The organism is Nocardioides sp. HDW12B, assembly GCF_011299595.1.
GTDB lineage: Bacteria > Actinomycetota > Actinomycetes > Propionibacteriales > Nocardioidaceae > Marmoricola_A.
Window position 1 is genome coordinate 1,218,598 of the sequence record NZ_CP049867.1, and the last position, 26,523, is coordinate 1,245,120.

Annotated in this window: 25 protein-coding genes; 11 read left to right on the forward strand and 14 right to left on the reverse strand. The window is 72.9% G+C overall.

Features of this window, described 5'->3' with window-relative positions; all coding sequences use genetic code 11:
• Positions 1 to 143: 143 nt before the first annotated feature.
• Together G7072_RS05760 and G7072_RS05765 are read right to left on the reverse strand one after the other, a co-directional pair.
• Complete coding sequence (locus G7072_RS05760; RefSeq protein ID WP_166084664.1) at positions 144 to 722, reverse strand: dihydrofolate reductase family protein; 579 nt, start codon at positions 720 to 722, stop codon at positions 144 to 146.
• A gap of 63 nt (positions 723 to 785) precedes the next feature.
• Complete coding sequence (locus G7072_RS05765) at positions 786 to 1,793, reverse strand: hypothetical protein (RefSeq protein WP_166084665.1); 1,008 nt, start codon at positions 1,791 to 1,793, stop codon at positions 786 to 788.
• Positions 1,794 to 1,917: 124 nt separating this feature from the next.
• On the opposite strand from G7072_RS05765, the gene G7072_RS05770 reads away from it, so the two are divergent.
• Entirely contained in the window at positions 1,918 to 2,463 is a 546-nt protein-coding gene (locus tag G7072_RS05770) for a hypothetical protein (protein ID WP_166084666.1), read from the forward strand.
• A 22-nt stretch (positions 2,464 to 2,485) separates the two neighbouring features.
• Here the strand turns inward: G7072_RS05770 and G7072_RS05775 are convergent, their stop codons facing one another.
• Entirely contained in the window at positions 2,486 to 3,319 is an 834-nt protein-coding gene (locus tag G7072_RS05775) for an aldo/keto reductase (protein WP_240917163.1), read from the reverse strand.
• Between the two features lie 61 nt (positions 3,320 to 3,380).
• Here G7072_RS05775 and G7072_RS05780 point away from each other — a divergent pair, with 61 nt between their 5' ends.
• Positions 3,381 to 3,980 (forward strand): hypothetical protein, encoded by a 600-nt coding sequence (locus G7072_RS05780; RefSeq protein WP_166084668.1) that lies wholly within the window; start codon positions 3,381 to 3,383, stop codon positions 3,978 to 3,980.
• A gap of 19 nt (positions 3,981 to 3,999) precedes the next feature.
• Here G7072_RS05780 and G7072_RS05785 read toward each other — a convergent pair whose 3' ends face one another.
• From G7072_RS05785 to G7072_RS05800, 3 genes are all read right to left on the reverse strand, one after another.
• Positions 4,000 to 5,172 carry a DUF4031 domain-containing protein gene (locus G7072_RS05785; protein WP_240917164.1) on the reverse strand — a complete coding sequence of 391 codons (1,173 nt, stop codon included), beginning with the start codon at positions 5,170 to 5,172 and terminating at the stop codon, positions 4,000 to 4,002.
• 5 nt (positions 5,173 to 5,177) lie between these two features.
• On the reverse strand, positions 5,178 to 6,425 hold the full coding sequence (locus tag G7072_RS05795; RefSeq protein ID WP_240917165.1) for a M20 family metallopeptidase: 1,248 nt from the start codon (positions 6,423 to 6,425) through the stop codon (positions 5,178 to 5,180).
• Between the two features lie 147 nt (positions 6,426 to 6,572).
• Entirely contained in the window at positions 6,573 to 7,520 is a 948-nt protein-coding gene (locus G7072_RS05800; protein WP_166084669.1) for a formate/nitrite transporter family protein, read from the reverse strand.
• A 59-nt stretch (positions 7,521 to 7,579) separates the two neighbouring features.
• Here G7072_RS05800 and G7072_RS05805 point away from each other — a divergent pair, with 59 nt between their 5' ends.
• A complete protein-coding gene (locus tag G7072_RS05805) occupies positions 7,580 to 8,005 on the forward strand; it encodes a hypothetical protein (RefSeq protein ID WP_166084670.1) in 426 nt (141 codons plus the stop codon).
• Between the two features lie 88 nt (positions 8,006 to 8,093).
• Here the strand turns inward: G7072_RS05805 and G7072_RS05810 are convergent, their stop codons facing one another.
• Complete coding sequence (locus tag G7072_RS05810) at positions 8,094 to 9,569, reverse strand: APC family permease (RefSeq protein WP_166084671.1); 1,476 nt, start codon at positions 9,567 to 9,569, stop codon at positions 8,094 to 8,096.
• Positions 9,570 to 9,743: 174 nt separating this feature from the next.
• Here G7072_RS05810 and G7072_RS05815 point away from each other — a divergent pair, with 174 nt between their 5' ends.
• The 4 genes from G7072_RS05815 to G7072_RS05830 all read left to right on the forward strand — a co-directional run bounded on the left by G7072_RS05815 (position 9,744) and on the right by G7072_RS05830 (position 12,871).
• Positions 9,744 to 10,679 (forward strand): alpha/beta hydrolase, encoded by a 936-nt coding sequence (locus tag G7072_RS05815; protein ID WP_166084672.1) that lies wholly within the window; start codon positions 9,744 to 9,746, stop codon positions 10,677 to 10,679.
• 31 nt (positions 10,680 to 10,710) lie between these two features.
• Positions 10,711 to 11,637, forward strand: a complete 927-nt coding sequence (locus G7072_RS05820; protein WP_166084673.1) for a pirin family protein — start codon at positions 10,711 to 10,713, stop codon at positions 11,635 to 11,637.
• 290 nt (positions 11,638 to 11,927) lie between these two features.
• Entirely contained in the window at positions 11,928 to 12,434 is a 507-nt protein-coding gene (locus G7072_RS05825) for a DUF3145 domain-containing protein (RefSeq protein WP_166084674.1), read from the forward strand.
• Positions 12,435 to 12,436: 2 nt separating this feature from the next.
• The gene (locus G7072_RS05830) at positions 12,437 to 12,871 is read left to right on the forward strand and encodes a VOC family protein (RefSeq protein WP_166084675.1); all 435 of its coding nucleotides are present in this window, start codon (positions 12,437 to 12,439) and stop codon (positions 12,869 to 12,871) included.
• An 18-nt stretch (positions 12,872 to 12,889) separates the two neighbouring features.
• On the opposite strand, the gene G7072_RS05835 is transcribed toward G7072_RS05830, so the two are convergent.
• From G7072_RS05835 to G7072_RS05860, 6 genes are all read right to left on the reverse strand, one after another.
• Positions 12,890 to 14,080 (reverse strand): winged helix DNA-binding domain-containing protein, encoded by a 1,191-nt coding sequence (locus G7072_RS05835; RefSeq protein WP_206063298.1) that lies wholly within the window; start codon positions 14,078 to 14,080, stop codon positions 12,890 to 12,892.
• A gap of 107 nt (positions 14,081 to 14,187) precedes the next feature.
• A complete protein-coding gene (locus G7072_RS05840; RefSeq protein WP_166084676.1) occupies positions 14,188 to 15,432 on the reverse strand; it encodes a beta-ketoacyl-ACP synthase II in 1,245 nt (414 codons plus the stop codon).
• Between the two features lie 79 nt (positions 15,433 to 15,511).
• Complete coding sequence (locus tag G7072_RS05845; protein ID WP_166084677.1) at positions 15,512 to 15,757, reverse strand: acyl carrier protein; 246 nt, start codon at positions 15,755 to 15,757, stop codon at positions 15,512 to 15,514.
• A 158-nt stretch (positions 15,758 to 15,915) separates the two neighbouring features.
• Complete coding sequence (locus tag G7072_RS05850) at positions 15,916 to 16,917, reverse strand: beta-ketoacyl-ACP synthase III (protein WP_166084678.1); 1,002 nt, start codon at positions 16,915 to 16,917, stop codon at positions 15,916 to 15,918.
• Positions 16,914 to 17,882: an ACP S-malonyltransferase gene (locus G7072_RS05855; protein WP_166084679.1), complete on the reverse strand. Its 969-nt coding sequence runs from the start codon at positions 17,880 to 17,882 to the stop codon at positions 16,914 to 16,916. Before G7072_RS05855 ends, G7072_RS05850 begins: the two co-directional genes overlap by 4 nt.
• A 77-nt stretch (positions 17,883 to 17,959) precedes the next feature.
• Positions 17,960 to 19,153 (reverse strand): helix-turn-helix domain-containing protein, encoded by a 1,194-nt coding sequence (locus G7072_RS05860; RefSeq protein WP_166084681.1) that lies wholly within the window; start codon positions 19,151 to 19,153, stop codon positions 17,960 to 17,962.
• A 160-nt stretch (positions 19,154 to 19,313) separates the two neighbouring features.
• Here G7072_RS05860 and G7072_RS05865 point away from each other — a divergent pair, with 160 nt between their 5' ends.
• Positions 19,314 to 20,258: an alpha/beta fold hydrolase gene (locus tag G7072_RS05865; protein ID WP_166084682.1), complete on the forward strand. Its 945-nt coding sequence runs from the start codon at positions 19,314 to 19,316 to the stop codon at positions 20,256 to 20,258.
• Positions 20,259 to 20,668: 410 nt separating this feature from the next.
• Here the strand turns inward: G7072_RS05865 and aceE are convergent, their stop codons facing one another.
• On the reverse strand, positions 20,669 to 23,539 hold the full coding sequence (aceE, locus tag G7072_RS05870; RefSeq protein ID WP_240917166.1) for a pyruvate dehydrogenase (acetyl-transferring), homodimeric type: 2,871 nt from the start codon (positions 23,537 to 23,539) through the stop codon (positions 20,669 to 20,671).
• Positions 23,540 to 23,732: 193 nt separating this feature from the next.
• On the opposite strand from aceE, the gene G7072_RS05875 reads away from it, so the two are divergent.
• From G7072_RS05875 to G7072_RS05885, 3 genes are read left to right on the forward strand one after another with little or no spacing between them, the layout of a single operon-like run.
• A complete protein-coding gene (locus G7072_RS05875) occupies positions 23,733 to 24,161 on the forward strand; it encodes a DUF3052 domain-containing protein (protein WP_206063299.1) in 429 nt (142 codons plus the stop codon).
• A gap of 44 nt (positions 24,162 to 24,205) precedes the next feature.
• On the forward strand, positions 24,206 to 25,915 hold the full coding sequence (locus G7072_RS05880; RefSeq protein WP_166084683.1) for an AMP-binding protein: 1,710 nt from the start codon (positions 24,206 to 24,208) through the stop codon (positions 25,913 to 25,915).
• Complete coding sequence (locus G7072_RS05885) at positions 25,912 to 26,427, forward strand: redoxin domain-containing protein (RefSeq protein ID WP_166084684.1); 516 nt, start codon at positions 25,912 to 25,914, stop codon at positions 26,425 to 26,427. Before G7072_RS05880 ends, G7072_RS05885 begins: the two co-directional genes overlap by 4 nt.
• Positions 26,428 to 26,523 lie beyond the last annotated feature (96 nt).

Sequence of the window (26,523 nt, forward strand, 5' to 3'; positions counted from 1 at the left end):
GACGGCAGCGATCCCGGTCTCCCACCCCCACCATCCGGGATCCCACCCCCAGGTCGTCCACGTCACCACGGAGGCACTCCCAGCCTCCCGGACGGGGGTCCCGCTCGGGGACCCCCGTCCCAGGTGCGTGTCTCCGCCGCGGCTCAGCCGGGCCGCTGCACGTCGTACCAGAGGCAGGCGAAGGCGCGGTTGCGCTCGACGCGCGTCAGCGTGAGGTCCGTGCGTCCCTCGAGGAGCCGCTTGCCGGCGCCCAGGGTGACCGGGGCGACGGAGACCATGAGCGCGTCGAGCAGGCCGAGGTCGGCCAGGGCCGCGGCGATGCCTCCGCCACCGACGAGCCAGACGTCCTTCCCGCCGGCGGCCTCGGCGACGGCCCTCGCCTCCGCGTGCACCGCGCGCAGCTCCTCGGCCGTGTCGGCGCTCACCAGGCGCACGTCCTCGGTCGCGCGCGGCAGGTCGCGGTGGGTCAGCACCCAGCAGGGCTGGGTGTAGCTCCAGGACTCCCCGGTGCGCTGCTGGTGGTCCAGCACCCAGGCGTACGTCGTCGCGCCCATGACGAGGGCGCCGACGTCGTCGATGAACGACGCGTAGCCCATCGGCCCGTCGTGGTCGATGTCCTGCGACAGCAACCAGTCGAGCGAGTCCTGCTCGTCGGCCAGGAAGCCGTCGAGGGTGGTGGCGGTGTAGTAGACCGTGCGGCTCGTGCGAGGACCGGGACCCATGGCTCCAGCATGCCCCAGCCGGGCCCGGTCGGACCCGGCCAAGCCGGGCCCGGTGTGGTCCGGTCAGCTCAGGCCGCCCGGCACCCGCGCACCGCTGAAGGCCGCCGCCAGCGCCCGGGCGGCGCGGAGCGTCGGCGGCTCGTCCGTGCGCCGGGTGACGACCACGACGGCCGTGCCGTTGACCACCGCGACGACGGCGTAGGCGTCCGAGCGCGGGGTCCGGTCGGACAGCGTCGTCCCGGTGCCGAGGCCCTGGACCCGGGTGACGAGCGGCCCGACCGACGGGCCGCCGCTCCGCCCGCGGCAGGAGTCCAGGGCGCGGCGGTGGTCCCGGGCGAACCCGGCAGCGTCACGTGGCGTGCCGAAGGTGATCCGGGTGGCGTCGACCCAGTCCCCGGAGACCTCGTAGGCCACCGTGGCGGCCTGCGTCGGGGGCGCGGCCCGACCCGCCGCCCGCTCCGACGGCTGCTCCGACCGCGGCACCGACGGCCGCTCCGACGTCCGCGACCGAGCGGTCTCGGGGACGGGGCAGCCGGGGGGCACGCTGGCGCGGACCGCCCTCCGAGGGTCGAGCCGCTGCACCGGCGCGGGCCCGTCGACGTACCCGGGCTCGCCGAAGGATGCACGGTAGGTCCACCCGGGACCCAGGTCGGCCGGGCGCGGGAAGGCGTGCCCCCCGGTACCCGGCGGCAGCGGGTCGCTGGCACCGTCGGCCGGGGGCCGGGTGATCCGGGGGCGGGTGACCCACGGCGGGGGCTCGGAGCGCCGGACGTCGGGAACGCCGGCCGCCTCGCTCGGGCCGGTGCTCGGGCCGGAGCCCAGGTCGGACCTCGTGTCCGGGCCGTCGCTGCTCCCCGGGGCCGCGGGGGTCGGCTCGGACGGGGCGGTGTCCGGGCTGCTCGTGCACCCGGCCGTCAGGGCGAGGACCACCAGCAGCGCAGGTACGCCCCAGGCGCTGAGCCCGCGGCCGAGCACCCGGCCGAGCACCCGGCCGCGCCCGCCGCCGCGCCCGCCGCCGCGCTCAGGGCCGGGCCCGCGGCGGGGAGCGCCGGTCGGGGCCTTGAGCGTCATCTCGCCACGGTAGTCCGCGACCCGTCCCGGACGGCCCCGGACGGTCATGGACGGCCGTGGTCCAACCGGCCCCCGGTCAGACTGGGGCCATGGACGGCACGAGCGCGCGAGCGGCGGACGCGGCGTGAGCGGGCCCGCGCCCGGCGGGGGTGCCGAGGTCCTGGAGCTCGGCGGACCGTCGCGAGCGCGGCGCGGTCCGTCCTGGTCGCGGCGGACGTGGACCGTCCTGGGCGTGGTGACGGCGCTGCTGCTCGCGGGGGCGTGGCTCGTCGAGGACCGGTGGCGGGGGAGCTCGGAGGCCGCGCTGGAGCGCTGCCGCTCCGAGGCGGCCGAGCAGGTGGCGGCGGCGGAGCGGTCGCTGGCCTCGATGGCCGACTACCTGCGTCCGGGGCTGCTCACGGTGCCGGCCCAGGCCCGCGACAGCCTCTACGTCGCGATGTCGGAGGCCGCCGTCGACGACCTGCCACGCGTGCAGACCGCACTGGACACCTGCCGGGCCGTGGACCCGTCGTGGGTGCACCCGGACCTGCAACGGCGACGTGACGACTACGTCGACCACCTCGCGCGCAGGGTCGACCTGCTCGAGGGTGTCGTGGCCGACGGCCGGAGCTACTACCGCGACGACCCCGAGCTGGAGGCGGAGCGCGAGCGCCTGTTCGGCACCGGCTGAGCGCGGGCCGGTCGGGTCGGGCCTACATCTCCTCGTGCGTGTCTGGGTCGCCGCCGAAGAGTCGACCGTCGGGGCGCCCCAGCGCGGTGATGGCGGCGACCTCGTCGTCGGTCAGCTGGAACCCGAAGAGGTCGAGGTTCTGCCGTTGACGCCCGGGGTCGGCCGACTTCGGGATCGGGATCGCTCCCAGCTGGAGCTGCCAGCGCAGGATCACCTGGCCGGGCGTCACACCGAGTCGCTCCGCGGGCCCGGCCACCGCCGGCTCGTCGTACCTCGCCTGGCGCTTGCCCAGCGGGCTCCACGACTCGGTGACGATGCCGAGCCGCTCGTGGACGGCGCGCATGCCGTCCTGCGGGAAGGACGGGTGGAGCTCGACCTGGTTGACGGCCGGTGTCACGCCGGTCTCCTCCACGATGCGCTCGAGGTGGGCCTCGGTGAAGTTGGAGACGCCGACCGAGCGCACCAGTCCCTGCTCGCGCAGGTCGACGAGGGCCCGCCAGGCCTCGGTGAACTTCCCGACGCTCGGGTTCGGCCAGTGGATGAGGTGCAGGTCGAGGTGGTCGAGCCCGAGCCGTTCGAGCGACTCGTGGGTGCTGCGGACGGCGTCGTCGTACCCGTGGTGGCGCCCGGGGACCTTGCTGGTGACGAAGAGCTCGTCACGCGGCACGCCGGAGCGGCGGATCGCCTCGCCGACCTCGCGCTCGTTCTCGTAGTTCACCGCGGTGTCGATCAGCCGGTAGCCGGCCTCGATCGCGCCGGTGACGGCGCTGATGCCCTCCTCGCCCGAGAGCGGGTAGGTGCCGAAGCCCACCGCGGGGATGGTCCGTCCGTCGTTCAGGGTGCGTGTCGTGTCCACGCCTGCACTGTGCACGGCTCGGGCCTCGGCCAAACCGGTGGTGCGGTGGTTCAATCGCGGCATGGAGCTCGAGCGCCGCTGGCCGCTGGCCGGCTCGGAGGAGGTGCGCGACCGCCTGCTGGCGGCGTACGGCGACGCCGCCCGCGGCTACCACGACCGCCTCCACCTGGCGGAGGTGCTCGAGCGCCTCGACGAGCTGGAGGCAGCGGGGGAGCCGTTCGACCCGCTGCCGGTGCGCCTGGCCGCCTGGTTCCACGACGCCGTCTACGCCGGGGCCGCCGACGACGAGGAGCGGTCCGCCCGGCTGGCCGCGCACGAGCTCGCCGAGGCCGGCGTCGCGGCCGACGTCGTCGCGGAGGTGGTGCGGCTCGTGCTCGTCACGGTCGACCACCGGCCCGCGGACGGCGACGCGAACGGCGCGCCCCTCAGCGACGCCGACCTGGGCATCCTGGCCGCGGACCCCGACCGCTACGCCTCCTACGTCGCCAGCGTGCGGCGCGAGTACGCCCACGTCGGGGACGCCGACTTCCGCGGCGGCCGGCGCGCGGTGCTCGCCGCGCTGGCGGAGAAGCCGCACCTGTTCCACACCGCGGCGGCCCGGGACCGGTGGGAGCAGACGGCGCGGGCGAACCTGCAGCGCGAGCTGGACCACCTGGCCTGACGCGGCGCGCCTGGGCGCGTCAGCGCAGCGTGCGGGCGAACGACAGCGTGCCGGTGTCGCCGTCGAGGCGGGCGTGCACCCCGAGGGGGAGCGCGCGGTTGCCCGGCACGTGGCCGACCGGCAGGTCGGCGACGACCGGGACGCCGAGGGGGGCCAGCCGGTCCAGCAGCAGCGCCTCGGCCTCGCCGGGCTCGCCGCACCGGGTGAGCTGGCCCAGCGCGACGCCGCGTACGTCGTCGAACCAGCCGGAGCGCAGCAGCTGGGTCACCCAGCGGTCCAGCCGGTACGGCGCCTCGCCCACGTCCTCGAGCAGCGCGATGCCGTGGGCGGCGGGGCGCACGAGCGAGGTCCCGGCCCCGCTGGCGAGCACGGCGAGGTTGCCGCCGGTCACGGTGCCCTCCGCTGCGCCCGGTCGCGCGGGGCGGCCGGTGAGCGTCAGGGGGGTGCCGTCCATGACGAGCGACCGCACCTCGGCGACCGCGGCGGGGTCGCCGTCGCCGAGTCCGGCCACCCCGGGCCCGTGCACGGTCGCGAGGCCCCACCGGGCGGCGACCGCCTGGTGCAGGGCGGTGACGTCGGAGAACCCGACGAGCACCTTCGGCGCGACCCGGGCCAGGGCGTCCCAGTCGACGAGGTCGAGCATCCGCTGGGTGCCGAAGCCCCCGCGGGCGGTCCACACGGCGGCCACGTCGGGGTCGGACCAGGCCCGGGAGAACGCGGCCGCACGGTGGGCGTCGTCGCCGGCGAGCCACGGCTCGCGCGTCTGCCCGCCCTCCTCGACGCGCACCCGCAGGCCCCAGGACTCCAGCACCGCGACCCCGGCCGCCAGCCGGTCGGGCCAGGTGGGGCCGGCGGGGGAGACGACGGCCACCAGGTCGCCGGCCCGCAGCCGCGACGGTCGCAGCAGCGCCCGGCCGGTGGGTCGCGGCAGGAGCGTGCGGGGCTTGGGTCGTCGCAGGCCGGCGCGGGTCAGACGGGTGACGAGCTCGCGCGAGGACACCGGCGTCGCCCCGGCGGCCACCACCTCGTCGTACCACTCGGACGGGACGTCGTAGTGGTCGCCGTCGAAGCCTCGCTCGGGCACGCCGATGCGCCGCGCGAACGCGTGAAGCTCCTCGTGCGAGGTGTCGCTCGCGAGGTGCGACCAGACCCGGCCGTGCGCCTCCACGAGCGGTGGGTCGATGAGGATCACGGGAGTCAGGCGCCCCGGGCCGGGCGCGCGAGGCGGCGTACGGCGACCTCGGCCAGCCACGCGGCGGCGTCCGGCACCACGCTGTCGTCGAAGTCCGCCCGGGGGGAGTGGTTGTCGGGCGCCGTCTCGGGGTCGTCGGCCGGGCAGGCACCGAGGACGAGGTAGGCGCCCGGCACCTCGTTCATCACGAAGGACATGTCCTCCGCGCCCAGCTCGGGCTCCGCCTTGAGGCGCCAGGCGTCGTCACCGAAGAGGTCGCGCACCACGCCGACGGCGAAGGCGTGCTCGGCGTCGTCGTTGACCGTGACCGGGTAGCCGCGCCGGTAGTCGACGTCGACCGCGAGGCCGTGCGCCGCCGCGACGCCCTGGAGCACCCGCGGCACCACCTGCTGCACCCGCTCGCGCTGCTGGTGCGAGAGCGTGCGGACGGTCGCCTCCAGCTCGGCGGTGTCCGGGATGATGTTCTCCTTCGTGCCCCCGGCGATGCGCCCGACGGTGATGACCACGGGGTCGAGCGCGTCGAGCGAGCGGGTCACCGCGGTCTGCAGCGCCACGGCCATGTCGCACAGCGCGGTGATCGGGTCGCGGGCCCGGTGCGGGGCCGAGCCGTGCCCGCCCTCGCCACGTACGGTGACGTGCAGCTCGTCGGCCGCGGCGTACTGCGAGCCCGGGCGCGACGTCCACGTCCCCCGGGGGATCTCCGCGGAGTAGGCGTGCCAGGCGTACGCCGCGTCGACGCGGCGGCCGGCCACGTCGAGGAGCCCCTCGGCCACCATCGGCTCGGCTCCTCCCGGCCCCTCCTCCCCGGGCTGGAACATGAGCACCACGTCACCCGCGATCTCTTCTCGTCGAGCTGACAAGATGTGCGCGGCGCCGACCAGGGCGGCGACGTGCAGGTCGTGCCCGCAGGCGTGCATGACGCCGGGCTCGAGCGAGCGGTGATCGCCGCCGACCTCCTCGTCGACCGGCAGCGCGTCCATGTCGCCGCGCAGCAGCACGACCTGGCGCGGGCCGCTCTCCGGCTCGGCGGCCCCGCGCAGCACCGCCACCACCGAGGTGAGGGCGAGACCCCGGGTGATCTCGAGGTCGAGCGGAGCCAGGGCGTCGATGACGGCCTGCTGCGTGCGGGGCAGCTGGTTGCCGATCTCCGGGTGCCGGTGCACGTCGCGACGCAGCTCGACCATCATCGGCGCGAGCTCCCGGGCCAGGCGCAGGGACGCGTTCTCGGGCTCTGTCGCGGTCGTCTCCGGCACCCTCGGAGCCTAGCCGCCGAGGACGGACCACCGAGGTGCTCCGTCATACGTCCCCCGTCATACGACTGGACGGTTCTGAGGCGCGAGAACCGTCCAGGCGTATGACGAACGGGGCGCGGTCCGCGGATCGCTCAGGGGAGCGCCGGCTCAGGCTCGGCCGGAGGACTCTTCCTCGCGCCGCTCGTCCTGGAGCTTGTCCTTGCTGCGGACCAGGCGCAGCAGCGTGACCAGGCCGAGCCCGCCGACGACGTTCCCGACGAGCGAGTAGGAGAAGAACACCAGCCAGTCGGCGTAGCCGAAGGGGGCCTGCCCGGTATGCAGCGCCCCGAAGACCAGCAGCGAGTTGAGCACCGCGTGGAACAGCTGGAGCCCCACCAGGAGAAAGGCAGCGGCGACGGAGGCCACGACCCGGACGACCATCTCATCGGTGCCCTGCTGCATGCGCGTGAGCAGCGTCATCACCATGCCGCCGAGCAGGGAGAGGCAGAACGTCTCGACCGACAGGGGTGCGGTGGCGTAGTGCGCCGCGCTGTCGATCATCGTCGTCTCCAGCGCAGGGAAGGCCAGCACCATGAGCCACATGATCAGCCAGCCGCCGACGAGGTTGGCCACCAGCGTGCCGGACCACAGCTTCGCGAGCTGCGCCGGGCGAGCCTTCTTCGCCGCCACGGTCAGCACCGGGACCAGGAAGCCCTCGGTGAACAGCTCACTGCGCCCGAGCATGAGCGCCAGCGGTCCGATGGCGAAGGCGATGGCGGCGAGCAGCTGGTTGCCGGTCTCGTCCATCACGAGGACGAACGCGATGACGCCGAAGGCGATGTCGGTGCCGGCGACGAACCCGGTGGCGAGGATCTCGCGCCAGCTGCGGCTGAGCCGCTGCACCCCCTGCTCGACCTGACGGTCGAAGGCCTGCTCGAGCTCGTCCTCCATCGGCCCGTCGGTGTCGCCCTGCTCGCGTCGGTCCTGGTCGGCGTGGTCGACCGAGCCGCCCGAGCCGCCCGAGCCGCCCGAGCCGTCCGAGCCGCCCGAGCGGCGGTCCGCCTGCTCGACGTCCTGCTGGACCGTGCCCTCGCCGGAGCCCTCGTTCTCTGCCATCCCCGAAGCGTGGCAGAGAGCCCGACGTCGGATGCGGAGCCGCTCCCTAGGCTGGCGCCGTGACCGGGTCGAGCCTCTCCACCGTCGAGGTGCTGGTGCTGGCGTCCGCCGCCCTGCACGCCGGGTTCCAGGTCACCGTCTCGGTGCTGGTCTACCCGGCGCTGCTGCGCGCGGAGCCGTTCGGGCCCGCCCACGCCCGGCACAGCCGCGGCATCGCGCCGATCGTCGTCGTCGTGTACGGCGCCCTCGTCGCCACCGGGACCGCCCGGCTGGTGGCCGGCGACCTCGACGCGGCCTCGCTCGTGGCCCTCGGGGGCGCCGCGCTGGCGGGACTCACGACGGCCCTGGTCGCTGCGCCCACCCACGGGCGACTGGCGCACGGGCGCACGGACGCGCTCGCCCGTCGCCTCACGAGAGCCGACTTGGTCCGGACCGCCGGCGCCGTCCTCGGGCTGGCGGGCGCGCTGGTCGCCGTGCTCGGGTGAGTGCGCTCCTCACCAGGTCTCGACGACGCTCGCTGTTCCTCGGATCGAGCCTGTCGAGATCGACCACCGGGTGCAGGTCGGCCGACGCTCAGCCGTCCAGGTTGTCGACGTCGGAGAACTCGCTGCTGCGGTTCTCCCGCTTGTTGGCGACCCAGGTGACGGCCCACAGGACGACGCCGACGAGCAGCATGCCGCCGGCGATCTTGTACTGCACCTGCTGGTCGGACAGCCGGGCCCACGGGCCGGCCAGGTAGAGGCAGGCGGCCCCGGCGATGAACGGGGTCACGGTGGGGGCGCGGAACGTGCCCTCGGGGGCCGGGTCGCGACGCAGGACGATGACGGCGACGTTGACGACCGCGAAGACGCAGAGCAGCAGGAGCCCGGTGGTGCCGGCCAGCGCCGTCACCGTGCTCTCCGCGAGGTTCTCCACGACGACGATGAGCACCAGCGCGAGGCCGGTGGTGAAGGCGATCGCGGCCCAGGGCGACTGGCGGCTCGGCAGCACCTTGCCCAGCCCGCTGGGCAGGACCCGCTGGTTGGCCATGCCGTAGACGAGCCGGCTGGCCATCAGCATGTTGATGAGCGCGGTGTTGGCGACGGCGAAGACGGTGAGGAACGGGAAGATCGTGCTCACGGGGAACCCGGGCATGCCCTCGCGCACGACCGCGAGCAGCACGCCGGTCTCGCTGTCGGCGCCCTTGGTGATCTCCTCGGCGGTCAGCACCGTGACCACGGCGATCGCGACCAGCATGTAGATCACGACCGCGATGCCGAGGCCGGTCAGCATGGCGCGGGGGAAGACGCCGCGCGGGTCCTTGCACTCCTCGACCATGTTGACGGAGTCCTCGAAGCCGACCATCGAGAAGAACGCGATGGCGGTGGCGACGGTGATGGCGACCATGGCCGAGACGTCGCCCGGGCCGGTGAACTCGGTGACCCGGGAGATGTCGCCGTCGCCGCGGCTCATCACGAAGAGGCCGATGCCGATGACGATGGCGAGCGCGGTCAGCTCGATGAGGGTGAGCACGACGTTGAACTTCACGCTCTCCCCGACGCCGCGCAGGTTGATCGCGGCCAGCAGCAGCATGAAGCCGAGAGCCACGGCGAGGGCCGCGGTGTCCCCGGTGGGAATGCCGATCCAGCTGAGGCCGCCGTCGTCGCCCAGGGTCGCGTCGAGGCCGGCCAGCAGGTTCGACGACAGCAGCGTCGAGGACGTCGAGGCGCTGGTGATGCCGGAGGAGATCACGGCGAAGGCGACGATGAAGGTCACGAAGTGCAGCCCGAACGCCTTGTGCGTGTAGAGCGCGGCGCCGGCCGCCTGGGGGTACTTCGTGACGAGCTCGAGGTAGGACAGCGCGGTCAGACCGGCCACCGTGAACGCGACGAGGAAGGGCAGCCAGGCCATCCCCCCGACCTGGGCGGCGATGTCGCCGGTGACGGCGTAGACGCCTGCCCCGAGGATGTCGCCCACGATGAAGAGCAGGAGCAGCTTGGGCCCCATCACCTTCTTCAGAGGTGTGCGCTCGTCGTCCCGCCGATCGGTCGGTGCTGTGGATTCAGCCATGGGAGCTCCCCGGACCTCCGCTCGGACCGAGCGCCCGAGATACGCCACATGGTCCACCTCGGGACGCGCCGAAGGACGCTTTCCTCGACATCCGCGTGTCGCGGTGGTGGTGCTCACACCCCGCCGCGCCGCCGTAACGCCGCGGCGGCGCCTCCGGTTGTCGACACTGTGAGCATGCCGTTCCGCACCCGCGCCGCCGACGTCGACCGCCCCCGCCTCGAGGGCAGCATCGCCGTGCGTGGAGGTCGCCGGCTCGGCTTCGCCTCGTTCGGTACGCCGTCCGGCCACCCGATCCTGTGGATGCACGGCACCCCGGGGGCCCGTCGCCAGATCCCGTTGGAGGCACGCGCCCTGGCCGAGGAGCACGACCTGCGCATCATCGGCGTGGACCGCCCCGGCATCGGCTCCTCGACGCCCCACGTCTACGACGACGTCCTGGATTGGACCGGAGACCTGCGGATCCTTGTCGACAGCCTCGGCGTCGACACCTTCCACGTCATCGGCCTGTCCGGCGGCGGGCCCTACACCCTGGCCGCCGCCGTCGCGCTGCCCGACCGGGTGCAGGGCCTGGAGGTCATCGGCGGCGTGGCACCGACGGTCGGGCCCGACGCCGTGGGCGGGGGAGCGGTCGCGCTGGCGGCTCCCTTCGCGCCGGCGCTGTCGGCCGGTCGCCGTCCGCTCAGCCTGGCCCTCACCGGGGCCGTCCGCCTCGCCCGGCCCTTCGCCGGTCCGGCGCTGGACGCCTACCGCCTGGTGCAGCCCAGCGGCGACCGCCGCCTGCTGGGCCGGCCGGAGTTCAAGGCGATGTTCATCGACGACCTGCTCAACGGCAGCCGTCGTCAGGTCAGCGCCCCGGTCTCCGACCTGATCCTCTTCACGCGCCACTGGGGCTTCACCCTCGACCAGGTCCGCGCGCCCGTGCGGTGGTGGCACGGCGACGCCGACCACATCGTGCCGCTGCGCCACGGCGCCCACTGCGTGGAGCGGCTGGCCGACGCCGAGCTGTTCACGATGGCGGGGGAGAGCCACCTCGGCGGGCTGGGGATGGCCGAGGAGATTCTCGGCGGCCTGCTGGGCGGGGCGGGCGGCCGCGACGACGCGCAGGGGTGACGGGTCGGGGCGGGCGCGTCAGACTGGGGCGGTGAGCACGAACAGCACCGTCCACGAGTACCTCGAGCCGCGCGACGTCCTCATCGGGCGCACGACGCACGTCCGCCGGCTCCTGCCGCACAAGGAGCGGCGCAAGATCGGCGCCTGGGTGTTCCTGGACCACTACGGGCCCGACGACATCAAGGAGACCGGCGGCATGTGGGTGCCGCCGCACCCGCACACCGGGCTCCAGACCGTCACCTGGCTGTTCGAGGGGCTCGGGCGGCACACCGACAGCCTCGGCTCGGACCAGCTGATCCGGCCGGGCCAGCTCAACGTCATGACGGCCGGGCACGGCATCTGCCACGCCGAGGTCTCGCCCGAGGACGCGCCCGTCACCCTGCACGGCCTGCAGCTGTGGGTCGTGCTGCCCGACTCCGCGCGCGACAGCGCCCCGGCGGACTTCACCCACCTGGCCGAGCTGCCGGGTTGGGAGGCCGACGGCGCCCGGGTCACGGTGCTGGTCGGCGACCTCGCCGGACACGCCTCGCCCGCGCCGGCGTACACGCCGCTGGTCGGAGCCGAGGTCCGGCTCGAGGCGGGCGCCTCGGTCGAGGTCGAGCTCCGCGAGGACTTCGAGTACGGCGTCCTGGCCGTGGGGGCCGAGGTCGGGATCGACGGCGACCCGCTGAGTGCCCAGCGGCTGTCCTACCTGGGGCAGGGCCGCTCCACGCTGCGCCTGTCGGCCGGGAGCGAGCCGGCCATCGCCGTGCTCCTCGGGGGAGAGCCGTTCGCCGAGGACATCGTCATGTGGTGGAACTTCATCGGCCGCAGCCACGACGAGATCGTCGAGCAGCGGGAGGCCTGGAACGGCTCGGGTCTCGAGCACGTCCCGGAGCGCTTCGGCCGGGTGGCGGACTTCGAGGGCGACCGGCTGCTGGCACCCCCGCTGCCGAACACCCGGCTCAAGCCCCGCTGACGCCCGTCCGAGCCCTGCTGACCCGTCCAGACCCCTGCTGACCCCCGCCCGAGCCCCGGCGTACGCCCGCTCCGACGTCCGGGGACCGGGACGCCGGCAACTCGTCTGGGGAACATGTGGCAAAAGGGACGCACGTGCCCCACAATGGGGGAGTGACCCGTGATGCACGGGTCACTGCATGACACACAACTTCACAGGCTCAGGCCGTGGCTCACCACGACACCTGCTGATCACCGATTCGAGACCGCTGGGGAAGGCGTACCTCGACGCCGGATCAACAGGAGGACCTCGTGACCACACGTCAAGCGACCAGGGGCGTCATCTACGTCCACTCGGCGCCCTCTGCGCTCTGCCCGCACATCGAGTGGGCGCTGGGGGGCGTGCTCGGCAATGCCGTGAGCCTGGAGTGGACCCCGCAGCCGGCCCAGGCCGGCAGCTACCGCGCGGAGTTCTCGTGGCTCGGCAGCCCCGGCACCGCCGCGTCGGTGGCCTCGGCGCTGCGCGGGTGGAACCACCTGCGTTTCGAGATCACCGAGGAGCCGACCACCTCCACCGAGGGGTCGCGCTACTCCTACACGCCCGACCTCGGCGTCTTCCACGCCGTCACCGGCATCCACGGCGACATCATGATCCCCGAGGACCGGCTCAAGGCCGCCGTGGTCAAGGCGGCCACGGGCCAGACCACCATCGAGAACGAGATCTCCGCGCTGCTCGGCAAGCCGTGGGACGACCAGCTCGAGACCTTCCGGTACGCCGGGGACGGTGCACCGGTCCGCTGGCTGCACCAGGTGGTGTGAGCGTGGCGGGTGTCCCGGTCGACCCCGGTGCGGCCGGTATGGCGTTCGTCGCGGTCCACGACCTCGACCGCGCGCTGGCGTTCTACGTCGACACGCTGGGCTCCTCGTTGGTCGAGGCGCCCACGTCGCAGCGCCCCGAGGTCTGCGTGGTGCGGGCGCCCGGGGACCCCGGCCACACCCGTGCGGCCCTGAGCGTCACCCTGGTGCAGGTCTCGACCCCGCGTGACGCCGGTGCGTCGCGCGCGGACGGCGACCCGACCCGCGACGAGGAGCGGGCCACCACCGAGGTGGCGCTGCAGGCCGACATCGAGCTCGCCCGCGTCGACGACGCCGTCGTCGACGACGCCGGTCTCTGGCGCACCCCGCAGGGGGACGTCGTGACCTGGTTCCGCGACCAGGCCGGGGGCATCTCGTCCCTGGCCCACCGAGCCGCCTGACGCCGTCCTCCCACGGCGTCAGGCGGTGCGGAGCCGTCTCTCCAGCGGCGTCGGGAACGACGGCGTGATGCGCGCGCCCTCGAGACGAGGCTCGAGGGCGGCCGCTGCGGTCGCCACGGCGTCGGCGCACGCACGCCCGCGGTCGGCGAGCAGCTCGGTGACGACGCGGCCGTCGGCACGCACGGCCCAGCCTCCGACGACCTCGCCGCCCCACCAGATCGTCGGGCCGACGTTGCCGTAGGCGTCGTAGAGGGCGGTGCGGTCAGCGGGCAGGAACCAGTCGCGCTCCTTCCAGCCCATCGGCGTCGGGTCGAGCGCGGGCAGCAGCGCGGCCGCCGGGTCCACGTCCGGCTCGGGGGCCGTGTCGTCGGCGAGCACCCAGCCCGCGGACGTCTCCGCGAGGTCGAGACGGGCCAGGGCCGCCCGGGTGACGCCCTTGGCCCAGCCGGTCCACCACACGACGTCGGTCTCGGTGGCCGGACCGAAGGCGGCGAGGTAGCGCCGGACCAGCTCGGCCCGCGCCGCCGCCTCGTCCCACGGCTCCGACTCCGGCGCGAGCGGCTCCCAGGTGTGCTGCCGTGAGGTCCAGGAGCCCAGCGGTCGGCTGCGGACGAGCCGGCCCTCCGTGGCCATGAGCGTGAGCACCGACGAGGTGACGGTCCGGCGGACGTCGTACGACTTGTCGGTGCTGGGCAGGATCGCCGTGCGCAGTCGCGGCTCGGCGGCGCCGAGCTGGGCGCCGGACGCCTGGCCCAGCCGGGCCGCCGCGGCCTCGGTCAGCGCGATGGTCTCGTCGAGCCAGACCTCGACCTCCGCCGGGTCGGTGGGGAGGGCGGGCTCGGTGGGCAGCGTGCCGAGCTGCTTGACCAGGGTGCGGCGCATCGCCCGGGCGACCCCGGAGGCGGCGGCCGCCTGGACGACCGGGACGGTGGCGGTCGGCGCGGCGAAGAGCGTGCGCCGCATGCCCATCAGCCGCACCACGGCGCGCTCGTCGTACAGCTCCCGCTCGACGTCGGCGAGCGTCAGCGCGTGCGCCCGCACCAGCGTGGAGAGGTAGACGGTCGCCGGGTCGGTCGCGTGCAGCGCAACGACGCACCCGGCGGCCTCGGCGACCGAGGTCGCGGACCCGTCGAGCCGGTGACGCCGTACGACGCGGGCGCGCCTCTGCTCGACGGCCAACTCCAGCCCCAGGTCCCCGTGTGTGTTCATCCCACCGCATGTAACGCGGGGTTATGGACGCCGCGCAAGGGTCACAACCCGTGCGAGGCGTCCACAACCCGCGATCACAAGGCCGGCGGGCCGGGCCGACCGGGAGGTCAGACCGACTTGAACGCGACCGCGACGTTGTGGCCGCCGAAGCCGAACGAGTTGTTCAGCGCCGCGAGGTCGCCCTCGGCCGGCAGGTCGCGCTTCTCGGTGGCGATGTCGAGCCCGATGTCCTCGGGGTCGTCGAGGTTGATCGTCGGCGGTACGACGCGGTGGTGCAGCGCCAGCACGACCGAGACCGACTCCAGGGCGCCGGCGGCGCCGAGCAGGTGGCCGGTCATCGACTTCGTCGAGGTCAGCACCACGCCGCCGGAGGCGTCACCCAGCGCGTTCTTGATCGCGCCCGCCTCGGCCACGTCGCCCTGCGGGGTCGAGGTGGCGTGGGCGTTGATGTGCACGACGTCGGCGGCCGACAGGCCGGACTCGCGCAGCGCGATCTTCATGGCCCGGGTGGCTCCGAGACCGGCCGGGTCGGGCTGGGCGATGTCGTGGGAGTCCGCGGTCACGCCGGCCCCGGAGGCCTCGGCGTACACCTTGGCGCCGCGGGCCGTGGCGTGCGCCTCCGACTCGAGGACCAGCACGGCCGCGCCCTCGCCGAGGACGAAGCCGTCGCGGCCCTTGTCCCACGGACGCGAGGCCAGCGCCGGCTCGTCGTTGCGCTTGGACAGCGCCATCATCTGGCCGAACGCCGCCATCGGCAGCGGGTGGACCGCGGCCTCGGTGCCGCCGACGACCACGACGTCGGCGCGACCCAGGCGGATCAGGTCGATGCCGAGCGCGATCGCCTCGTTGCCCGACGCGCAGGCCGAGACGGGGGTGTGGACCCCGGCCTTGGCGCCGATGCTGAGGCCGATCGCGGCCGCCGGACCGTTGGGCATCAGCATCGGGATCGCCAGCGGCGAGACCCGGCGCGGACCCTTGTCCCGCAGGCTGTCGTAGTTGTTCAGCAGCGTGGTGACACCGCCGATGCCCGAGGCCATCGCGACCGCGAGGCGCTCGGAGTCGACGGAGTCACCGCCGTCGCCGAACCCGGCGTCCGCCCACGCCTCGAGGGCCGCGACCAGCGCGAGCTGGCCGGAGCGGTCGAGGCGGCGGGCCTTGACCCGGTCGAGCACGTCGCCGGGCTCGACCGCGACCTCGGCGGCGATCTGCGTGGACAGCTGCTCGGCCCAGTCGTGCTTGAGTACGTCGACGCCGGAGCGGCCCTCGAGCAGACCGGACCACGTCGACTCCACGTCACCGCCGAGCGGCGAGGTGGTGCCGAGTCCGGTCACCAGGACACGGGTGCTGGTCATGGGTTCTCCTGTTCGTGGGCCGAGGCGTGCGGCGCCGGCCGGGTCGTGCGGACGTGCGGGGAGCTCGGAGCGGGGTGGCTCAGGCCTGGGCCTTGTCGATGTAGTCGACGGCGTCGCCCACGGTCTTGAGGCCCTTCACGTCGTTGTCGGGGATGCGCACGCCGAACTTCTCCTCGGCGGCGACGACGATCTCCACCATCGACAGCGAGTCGACGTCGAGGTCGCCGATGAACTCCTTGTCGGGCTGGACGTCGTCGGCGGGCACGCCGGCGATCTCCTCGACGATGGTGGCGAGGTCGGTCTGGATCTCGGTCTTGCTGGCCATGAGGGCTCCTGGTGAGTCGTGACGGATTCGTCGTACGGGACGGTGCGGGTGGTGCCGGGTGGTGCGGTTCTTCAGGTCGTGCTGCCACTGCCCCCGTCAGGGGTACGGCGGCGCCTGCGGGGCGGGTGCCCGGAGCAGGGGAACTGTGGGGTCGTGCCTCAGGGGACGGTCACCACCTGGGCGGCGTAGGCCAGGCCGGCGCCGAAGGCGATGAGCAGGGCGGTGTCGCCGCTCTTCGCCTGACCCTCCTGCACCAGCCGGTCCAGGGCAAGGGGCACCGACGCGGCCGAGCTGTTGCCCTGGTCGGCCACGTCGCGCGCGATCGTGACGCGCTCGGGCAGCTTCATCGCCCGCGCCATGGCGTCGATGATGCGCATGTTGGCCTGGTGCGGGACGAAGACGTCGAGGTCGTCGACGGTGATGCCGGTGCGGTCCAGGGTCGCGTGGGCGACCTTGGCCATCTCGAAGGCGGCCCAGCGGAAGACGGCGTTGCCCTGCATCACGAGGTGGGGCATCTGGGGGCTGTCGGAGGCGACGACGTCGCGCCAGTCCTCGCGCTGCCGGATCAGGTCGAACTGCTCGCCGTCGGAGCCCCAGACGACGGGGCCGATGCCGGCCCGCTCGGAGGGACCCACGACGACCGCGCCGGCCCCGTCGGAGAAGATGAAGGCGCTGCCACGGTCGTGGCTGTCGGTGATGTCGCTGAGCCGCTCGACGCCGATCACCACGACGTACTTCGCGCTCCCGGCGCGGACCATGTCGGAGGCCAGCGCGAGGCCGTGGCAGAAGCCGGCGCACGCGGCGCTGATGTCGAAGGCGACGGGCCGCTCGAGGCCGAGCTCGTGCGCCACCGCGGTGGCCACGGCAGGCGTCTGCAGCATGTGGGAGATGGTCGCGACGATGACGCCGTCGACCTGGGCCGGGTCGATGCCGGCGCGCTCGATGGCGACCCGTGCCGACTCGACCGACATCAGCTGCACGGTCTCGTGGGGCTCGGCGAAGCGGCGGGTCTTGATGCCCGAGCGCTGCTGGATCCACTCGTCCGAGGAGTCGATGGCCTCGACGATGTCGGCGTTCGGCACCAGGCGTCCGGCCCGGTAGGAACCGATCCCGAGGATGGCGGTGTGCGGGGCGCCGGAGACGCTCGCGAGATCGGTCATGCCGACACCTTCTCGGAGGACGGGGAGGGGACGGGGCCGGTGCCGTGCTCGGCGACGAACGCGCGGGCCTCGTCGAGCTGGTCGGGGGTCTTCAGCGCGAAGGTCGCCACGCCCTTCAGCCCGCGCCGGGCGATCCCGGTCAGCGTGCCGGCGGGCGGCAGCTCGAGGACGCCGGTGACGCCGAGGTCGAGCATGGTCTGCATGCAGAGGTCCCAGCGGACCGGGCTGCCGATCTGCGACACGATGCGGCCGAGGACGTCGGCGCCGTCGGTGACGACCTGTCCGTCCCGGTTGGAGATGACCGGGGTGCGGGCCTCGTGCGTGGTGACCGCGCCGGCGAGACCGGCGAGCACGTCCACGGCGGGCTCCATGTGGTGGGTGTGGAAGGCACCGGCCACCGAGAGCGGGGCCAGGCGGGCGCGCTCGGGCGGGGCCTCAGCGAAGGCCGCGAGCTGGTCGACGGTGCCGGCGGCCACGATCTGGCCGGGCCCGTTGTCGTTGGCGGCAGTCAGGCCGTGCTTGTCGATGGCGGCGAGGACCTCGTCGCGGTCGCCGCCGAGGACGGCGGTCATGCTGGTGGGGGTGGTGGCGGCGGCCTTGGCCATCGCCTTCCCGCGCTCGCGGACCAGCACCATCGCCTGCTCGTCGGTGAGGGCGCCGGCGGCAGCAGCAGCGGCGAGCTCGCCGACGCTGTGGCCCGAGACGGCTCCGACCGAGGCGGCGGCGTCCGGCTGGCCGTCGAACAGCTCGGCCACGCTCGCCAGGGCGGAGGCCACGAGCAGCGGCTGGGCCACCGAGGTGTCGCGGATGGCGTCGGCGTCGGCCTGCGTGCCGTAGTGGACCAGGTCCATCTCGGCCACCGCGGAGAGCCAGCGCAGGCGGTCGGCGTACGACGGGCTCTGGAGCCAGGGCTCGAGGAAACCGGGGGACTGGGCCCCCTGACCGGGAGCGAGGATGACGAGCATGGACTCAGTCTTGTGCCAACGCGGGTTCGATTCACCCCCGTGGCGCACGAGATTGGACGCGGGCCCTTGGAGGAACCCTACAAATCCGCGTCAGGCGGCGCGGAGGCGTCCTGGAGCCGTCCGAGCACGAGGGCGACCCGCAGCGTGAAGGCGTGGCGCGCGTCACCGGGAGCGAGCCCGGTGATCTCGAGGATGCGTTTGAGGCGGTAGCGAACCGTGTTCGCGTGCACGAAGAGCACGCGGCTCGTGCCCTCGACCGAGCCGCCCTGGTCCAGGAACGCGGTCGCGGTCTCGAGGAGCTCGGACCGGGCGTCACGTACTGGCAAGTAGACGGTCCTCACAAGATCGCGTCGCGCCAGCACGTCCCCGGCCAGGGCCCGCTCGGCCAGCAGGTCGTCGCTGGTCACCGGCACCGCGGGGGACGGCCACCCCGCGGCGGCGTGGAGGCCGGCCACCGCCTCCCGTGCCGACACGTGCGCCTGGAGCAGGTCGGCGACGAGCGGCCCGACCACCACCGGGCCCTCGCCGAAGAAGGCGGCGATGACTGCCCCGGCCTTGTCGGCGTCGACGACCCCGCCGAGGACCACGACGAGACGGTCGCCCTGGACCGCGCCCAGGGTCGCCAGCTCCGCGGCGCGCGCCGCGTCCCGGACCTCGTCGACGAGGCTCGTCGAGGACTCACCCTCGGGGTCGGGGGCCCGGCCCACCACCACGGTGACGTTGCCGGCCTCCTGCCAGCCCAGGGCGCTGGCACGGGTCCGCACGGACTCGTCGGCGTCGCCGCGCATGATCGAGTCGACCACCAGCGCCTCCAGCCGGGCGTCCCAGGCGCCCCGGAGCTCGGCTGCGTGGGCGTAGATGTCGGCGGTGGCGAAGGCCAGCTCCCGGCCGTAGCGCAGGATGCTGGTGCGCACCTCCTCGGCGTGCTCGGGTGCCACCGCCGTGCTGATCTCGGCCTCCGCGACGTCCATGCTCAGGCGGATCATCGCCACCGTCTGCTGCAGCGTGATGATGCCGGCGAAGGAGCGCGGGGCGGTGCCGAAGACCTCGGCCGCCAGCGCCGGGTCCGGCTTGCTCGGCTCGCGGAACCAGGTGATGAAGCTGTTGTAGCCCGCCTGCAGGATCATGCCGATCCAGGCCCGGTGCTCGGCGGACAGCTCCTCGAACCAGGGCATCTCGCGCTCCATGCGCCCCAACGAGCTCTTGGTGAGGCCGCCGACGGCCCGCTGGAGCTGTTGGGCGATCTGCGCCCGGGAGCGGGCCCTGGTCATCTCGCCAGCCTAGTCGGCGTACGCCCGGGACCGGTGGTGCGCCGGAGGTCACGAAGCGGAGACATCCGGGGCGTCCGGGGCGCGGGACCCTTCCCGGAACGGCCGTGGGCGTGGAAACCTGACCCTTCAACCCACCGATCCGACGGCGAGAGGGGCACCCATGGCCGGGCCCGAGGTGCAGTACGTCGTCATCCACGGCCACCGACGAGCCTTCGTCAAGGTCGGGTCCGGGCCGGTCCTGCTGCTCCTGCACGGCATGGGCTGCGACCACACCACGTGGAGCCCGGTCATCGGCCGGCTCGCCAAGCGCTACACCGTCATCGCCCCCGACCTGCTCGGTCACGGGCTCTCGGACAAGCCCCGCGCCGACTACAGCGTCGGCGGCTACGCCAACGCGATGCGCGACCTGCTGACCGTCCTCGGCATCGACAAGGTGACCGTGGTGGGCCACAGCCTCGGCGGGGGAGTGGCGATGCAGTTCGCCTACCAGTTCCCCGAGCGCACCGAGCGCATGGTCCTGGTTTCGCCCGGCGGCCTCGGCCCCGAGGTCACCCCGATCATCCGCGCCGTCACGCTGCCCGGCTTCCACCAGGTCATGGGCCTGGCCACGATGCCCGGCGTGCGGCACCTGACCGTCGGAGCCCTCCGCGGGCTCGCCCGCTCGACGTTCCCCGGCGCCCGCGACCTCGACGAGATCGCCGACATCGTCGAGAACATCGCCGATCCCGGCGCCCGGCGCGCCCTCCAGCACGTCGTCCGGGCCTGCGTCGACCTCCGCGGGCAGATCATCACCATGGTCGACCGGGCCTACCTCACCCAGGAGATGCCGATGTGCGTCATCTGGGGCACGCACGACCGGGTCATCCCGTCCTCCCACGCCGACCACGTCAAGCGCATCGCCGAGACCGCCCAGGTCTCCATGGTCGGCAACGCCGGTCACTTCCCCCACAAGGACCAGCCCGACCAGTTCGTCAAGACGCTCCACCGGTTCGTCTCGCGGACCCGCCCCGCCGTCTACCACCGCGGCCGCTGGCGGGCCATGCTCAAGAACGGCGCCCCCGCGGGCCTCGTCATCCCGGACTCCCGCGTCGTCACGATCGCCTGAGCTCTCCCGACCACTGCGGGTCGCGGCGGGCGCGGTCGCGCCGGTGCGGGCGGGTGTCCTGCCGGGGCGTCGACCGTGTCGTCCGGTGGCTTTCTGCCCGGTCACCACGAGCGACGAGACGCCACGCCTCCTGAGTGCCCCGGACGGGCACCCGCCCGCTCGCGACCCCGCCCACCGCGACGGGCGCGCGGTCGGGACCGTCGCGGTGGCGCCGTCGCCCGGGCACTCAGGAGGCGTGGCGTCCCGTCACCGGAGGTGACCACCGCGAGGGCCACCGGACGACACGGTCGACGCCCGGGTGGCGGGGCAGCCGCGACGGACCCGGCTGCCCACCCGCCCCAACGTAGAAGTGTGGTGTTCCTGCAGGCCCATGACCTGCAGGAACACCACACTTCGAGTGCTGCGTGGACCTAGGCGTCGCCGCCGGTCTGGGCGACGTCGGCGACCGCGGTCGGGTCGTCGATGCGGTACTTGTCGAAGGCTTCCTTGACCACGGACTGCTTCACCTCGCCGCGCTCGGCCAGGGCGGCCAGTGTGGCGACGACGACCGACTCGGCGTCGACGCGGAAGTAGCGACGGGCGGCCGGGCGGGTGTCGGCGAAGCCGAAGCCGTCGGTGCCCAGGGCGTGGTAGTCGGTCGGGACCCACTTGGCGATCTGGTTCTGGACCGCGCGCATGTAGTCGCTGACCGCGATGACCGGGCCCTCGGCGTCGGCGAGCTTGGAGGTGACGTAGGGGACCTGGGCGTCCTCGTCGGGGTGGACGAGGTTCCACTCCTCGGCGCGGCCGGCGTCGCGCGCCAGCTCGTTCCAGGACGTGACCGACCAGGTCTCGGCCGCCACGCCCCACTCCTCGGCGAGGAGCTTCGCGGCGCGGGTGATCCACGGCAGACCGACACCGGAGGCGAGCAGCTGTGCCTTCGGAGCGTCCGAGGGAGCCTCGGACGGGGCGTCGGCCAGGTGGTACATGCCCTTGAGCAGGCCCTCGACGTCGAGGTCGTCGGGCTCGGCCGGGTGCTGGTAGGGCTCGTTGTAGACGGTGACGTAGTAGATGACGTCCTCGCCGTGCTCGTGCTCGTCGGTCGAGCCGTACATCCGGCGCAGACCGTCCTGCACGATGTGGCTGACCTCGTAGGCGAACGCCGGGTCGTAGTGCACGATCGCCGGGTTGCTCAGTGCGAGCAGCGGCGAGTGGCCGTCGGCGTGCTGCAGACCCTCACCGGTCAACGTCGTACGACCGGCGGTGGCGCCGATGAGGAAGCCCTTGGCGAGCTGGTCGGCCATGGCCCAGATCGAGTCACCGGTCCGCTGGAAGCCGAACATCGAGTAGAAGATGTAGAACGGGATCATGTGCTCGCCGTGCGTGGAGTACGCCGAGCCCGCGGCGGTCGTCGAGCCCATGGCGCCGGCCTCGGAGATGCCCTCGTGCATGAGCTGCCCGTCGGAGGCCTCCTTGTAGGCCATGAGCTGCTTGCGGTCGACGCCCTCGTACTTCTGCCCGTGCGGGTTGTAGATCTTGTTCTTGCTGAACATCGAGTCCATGCCGAACGTGCGGAACTCGTCGGGGGCGATCGGCACGATGCGGTGGCCGATCTCCTTGTCCTTCATGAGGTCCTTGAGCAGCCGCACGAGCGCCATGGTGGTGGCGATCGACTGCTTGCCGGAGCCCTGCTTGAGCTCGGAGTACATGTCGTCGCCGGGCAGGGTGAGTGGCTTGGCGCGCACGACCCGCTTGGGCAGCGAGCCGCCAAGGGCCTTGCGGCGCTCGAGCATGTACTCGACCTCGGGGGCGTCCTTGCCGGGGTGGAACAGCGGCGCGGTGCCGGTGCGCTCGTAGGACTCGTCGATGTCGCGGTCGCTGATCGGCAGGTAGAGCCGGTCGCGGTACTTCTTGACGTCGTCCTTGGTGAGCTTCTTCATCTGGTGGGTGGCGTTCTTGCCCTCCAGCGCGTCGATCGTCCAGCCCTTGATCGTCTTGGCCAGGATCACGGTCGGCTGCCCGACGTGCTTGGACGCGGCGTCGAAGGCGGCGTACACCTTGCGGTAGTCGTGCCCACCGCGCGGCAGCTTGCGGATCTGCTCGTCGCTCATGTGCTCGACCATCTTGCGCAGGCGGCTGTCGCCGCCGAAGAAGTTCTCCCGGACGTACTCGCCGGTCTCGACGGAGTAGGTCTGGTACTGACCGTCGGGCGTGGAGTTCATCTTGTTGACGAGCGCGCCGTCGACGTCACGGGCCAGCAACGGGTCCCACTCGCGGCCCCACACGACCTTGATGACGTTCCAGCCGGCGCCGCGGAAGATCGACTCCAGCTCCTGCATGATCTTGCCGCTGCCGCGGACGGGTCCGTCGAGCTGCTGCAGGTTGCAGTTGATGACGAAGGTCAGGTTGTCGAGCTCGTCGCGGGCGGCGATGTTGATCGCACCCAGCGACTCCGGCTCGCCCATCTCACCGTCACCGAGGAACGCCCAGACGTGCTGGTCGCTGGTGTCCTTGATGCTGCGGTGCTGCAGGTAGCGGTTGAACCGCGCCTGGTAGATCGAGTTGATCGCCGTCAGACCCATGGAGACGGTCGGGAACTCCCAGAACTCCGGCATCAGGCGGGGGTGCGGGTACGACGACAGGCCCTTGCCGACGCCGTGCTGCACCTCCTGGCGGAACTTAAGCAGCTGGTCCTCGGTGAGCCGGCCCTCGAGGAAGGCGCGGGAGTAGATGCCGGGGGAGGCGTGGCCCTGGATGAAGACCTGGTCGCCGCCGCCCGGGTGGTCCTTGCCGCGGAAGAAGTGGTTGAAGCCGACCTCGTAGAGCGACGCCGAGGACTGGTAGGTGGCGATGTGGCCGCCGACCTCGAGGCCCTTGCGGTTCGCGCTGGAGACGGTGATGGCCGCGTTCCACCGCAGGAACGCGCGGATGCGGCGCTCGACCTCCTCGTCACCGGGGAACCACGGCTCCCGCTCGGGCGGGATCGTGTTGATGTAGTCGGTGCTGCGCAGCGCCGGTACGCCGACCTGCCGCTCACGGGAGCGCTCGAGGAGCTTGAGCATGATGTAGCGGGCCCGCTCCCGGCCGCGGCCGTCGATCATCTCGTCGAGCGACTCCAGCCACTCGTGCGTCTCGTCGGGGTCGATGTCGGGGAGCTGGGTCGGCAGGCCTTCGTGGATCACGGTGGCGCGCTCGACGCGCGCCGCCTTCTCCTTGTCGACGGACTTGCCGCCCGGCGTGCCGGGGCCGCCCTGGGTGCCCATGCCGTCCGTGCCCGAGGTGTTCTTGTCCTGGTTCGCCACGCGCCCATCCTGACACCCGGGCGAAGTACTCGCGAGTACAGCGGCAGCGGGCCCGGCCGGCCCGAGTTGGAGCGTTCTTGTTGCACACGCGGCCCAAGTCCGCTGGACTGTCACCGAGCGACACCGGTGGTCCGCTGTTTTTCGGGGTGCTGGTGCGGCACGATCCCCAGCAACCACGACTAAGGAGCCCGAGTTGAGCGCGACCCCTGGCGGCGCGGACACCAAGAACACCGGCGTGAGGATGGGGTTCGGTCCGGGCACGGTCGTGCAGGAGCTCGGCTGGGACGAGGACGTCGACGACGCGATCCGCGTCGAGATCGAGGACACCATCGACGGCGACATGGTCGACGGCGAGGTCGGCAACGTCGTCGACGCCGTGGTCATGTGGTGGCGCGAGAACGACGGTGACCTGGTCGACGCGCTGGTCGATGCCCTGACCGACCTGGCCTCCGGCGGCACGATCTGGCTGCTGACGCCGAAGGTGGGACGGCCCAACGCGGTTGACGCCGCCGACATCACCGAGGCCGCCCCGGTGGCGGGCCTCGCCGTGACCACCACGCTGGCGGCCGGTCACGACTGGACAGCGACCCGTCTCGCCGCCCCCAAGTCCCCGGCGCGCTGACCAGCGCGCTCGGCGTCACCCTCTCGGACGAAAGCAGGAGCCGTATGCCCCCCACCAACCGAGTGACAGCCGTCCTCTCCGACCAGGTCGTGAAGGCGAAGGTCCTCACGGGGAGCGGCATCATCCGGCCCTACTCCCCGCGGACGCTGTTCCGGTTGGCCAAGACCGTCAAGGACTGGGGCGTGGGTCCGGCCGGCGGCTTCGCCGCGCTCGCCGTACGCTCGCCCGACGCGGTCGGGCTCGTCGACGAGCTCGGCGAGCTCACCTACAAGGAGATCGACGACCGCGGCACGGCGCTCGCCGACGCGCTGACCGGCCTCGGGGTCAAGCAGGGCGAGGGGCTGGCCATCATGGCCCGCAACCACCGCGGCTTCATCGACGCCACCGTCGCCGGCGCCAAGCTCGGCGCCGACATCCTCTTCCTCAACACCGCCTTCGCGGGCCCGCAGCTCGTCGAGGTCCTCGAGCGCGAGGACCCCAAGGTCGTCGTGTACGACGAGGAGTTCAGCGAGCTGCTGTCCGACGTCGACAACGTGAAGCACGTCGTGGCCTGGACCGACGGCGACGTCGGCGAGCGCGACACCGTCGAGAAGCTGATCGAGAAGGGCGACAAGGACGCCGACCTGCCGCTGCCGGAGAAGGAGAGCCGGCTGATCATCCTGACCTCCGGCACCACCGGTACGCCCAAGGGGGCGCCGCGCAGCAACGCCGGCGTCGACGCGGCCGTCTCGCTGCTCTCGCGGATGCCGCTGCGTCGCGGATGGACCTGCCACATCGCTGCGCCGCTGTTCCACACCTGGGGCTTCGCCCACATGGCGCTGGCGATGCTGCTGGAGTCCAAGGTCGTGCTGCGGCGCAAGTTCGACCCCGAGGAGTGCCTGAAGACGGTCCAGGAGCACCAGTGCGACTCCCTGGTCGTCATCCCGGTGATGCTCCAGCGGATCCTCAAGCTCTCCGACGACAAGCTCGAGAGCTACGACCTCCCGTCGCTCAAGGTGGTGGCGGCCTCCGGGTCCGCACTGCCCGGTGACCTGGGCGTGGAGTGGATGGACCGCTTCGGCGACAACCTCTACAACACCTACGGCTCCACCGAGGTCGCCTACGCGACGATCGCCGACCCGAAGGACCTGCGGGAGGCGCCCGGCACGGCCGGGCGGACCCCGCACGCGACCGAGGTGCGGATCTACGACGAGAACGACGAGCCCGTGAAGCAGGGCGAGACCGGGCGGATCTTCGTCGGCAACGGCATCCTCTTCGAGGGCTACACCGGCGGCGGCCACAAGGACATGATCGACGGGCTCATGAGCAGCGGCGACGTCGGCTACCTCGACGAGGACGGCCGGCTGTTCGTCGAGGGCCGCGACGACGACATGATCGTCTCCGGCGGCGAGAACGTCTTCCCCAACGAGGTCGAGGACTGCCTGACCCGTCACGAAGCGGTGCACGAGGCGGCCTGCATCGGCGTCGACGACGAGGACTACGGCAAGCGACTCAAGGCGTTCGTCGCGCTGGTCGACGGCAAGGACGTCTCGGAGGACGACCTCAAGGCGCACGTGAAGTCGAACCTCGCCCGCTACAAGGTGCCGCGCGAGATCGTCTTCATGGACGAGCTGCCCCGCAACGCCACCGGCAAGCTCCTCAAGCGCGAGCTGGAGGAGAACGGCGAGGACGCGAAGTCCCAGGGCGACGAGGACGCGGGCGACGCGGCCGACGCGGGGGACACGGACGGGTCGGAGGAGAGCGCCGCGTCGTGACCGTCGCGAGCGACCCGCTCCCGGTCGGGTCGACGGCCCCCGGGTTCGCGCTGCGCGACCAGCACGGCGCCACCGTGTCCCTGGAGGAGCTGCGGGGGACCGCGGTGCTGCTGGTGTTCTACCCGTTCGCCTTCAGCCGCGTCTGCGGCGGTGAGCTCGAGGCCCTGGACGGCGCCCTCGCCGCCTTGGGCACGGCCGACGGGCCGAGCGGGTCGGGAGGTCCGGCCTCCACGGTCCTGGCCATCAGCTGCGACCCGATGCACGCGCTGCGGGCGTACGCCGACCAGGCCGGGCTCGACGTACGGCTGCTGTCGGACTTCTGGCCGCACGGCGCCACCGCGGCGGCGTACGGCGTCCTCGACCCGGAGATCGGCGCACCGCACCGCTCGAGCTTCGTGATCGGCCCCGCGGGCGACGTGCGCTGGTCCCTGCACGTGCCGCGGCACGAGTCGCGGCCGGTGGCGGACCAGCTGGCGGCCCTGGAGCAGGCGGGAAAAGCAAAAACTCCCTGAGAACACACCCGTTGGGGTGACAGGTGGCCGCCCGGCAGGGCAGAATCTTCCGTGCAGCCGCTGGTGACCCGAGACGCCAGCGGCTGCTTCATTTTT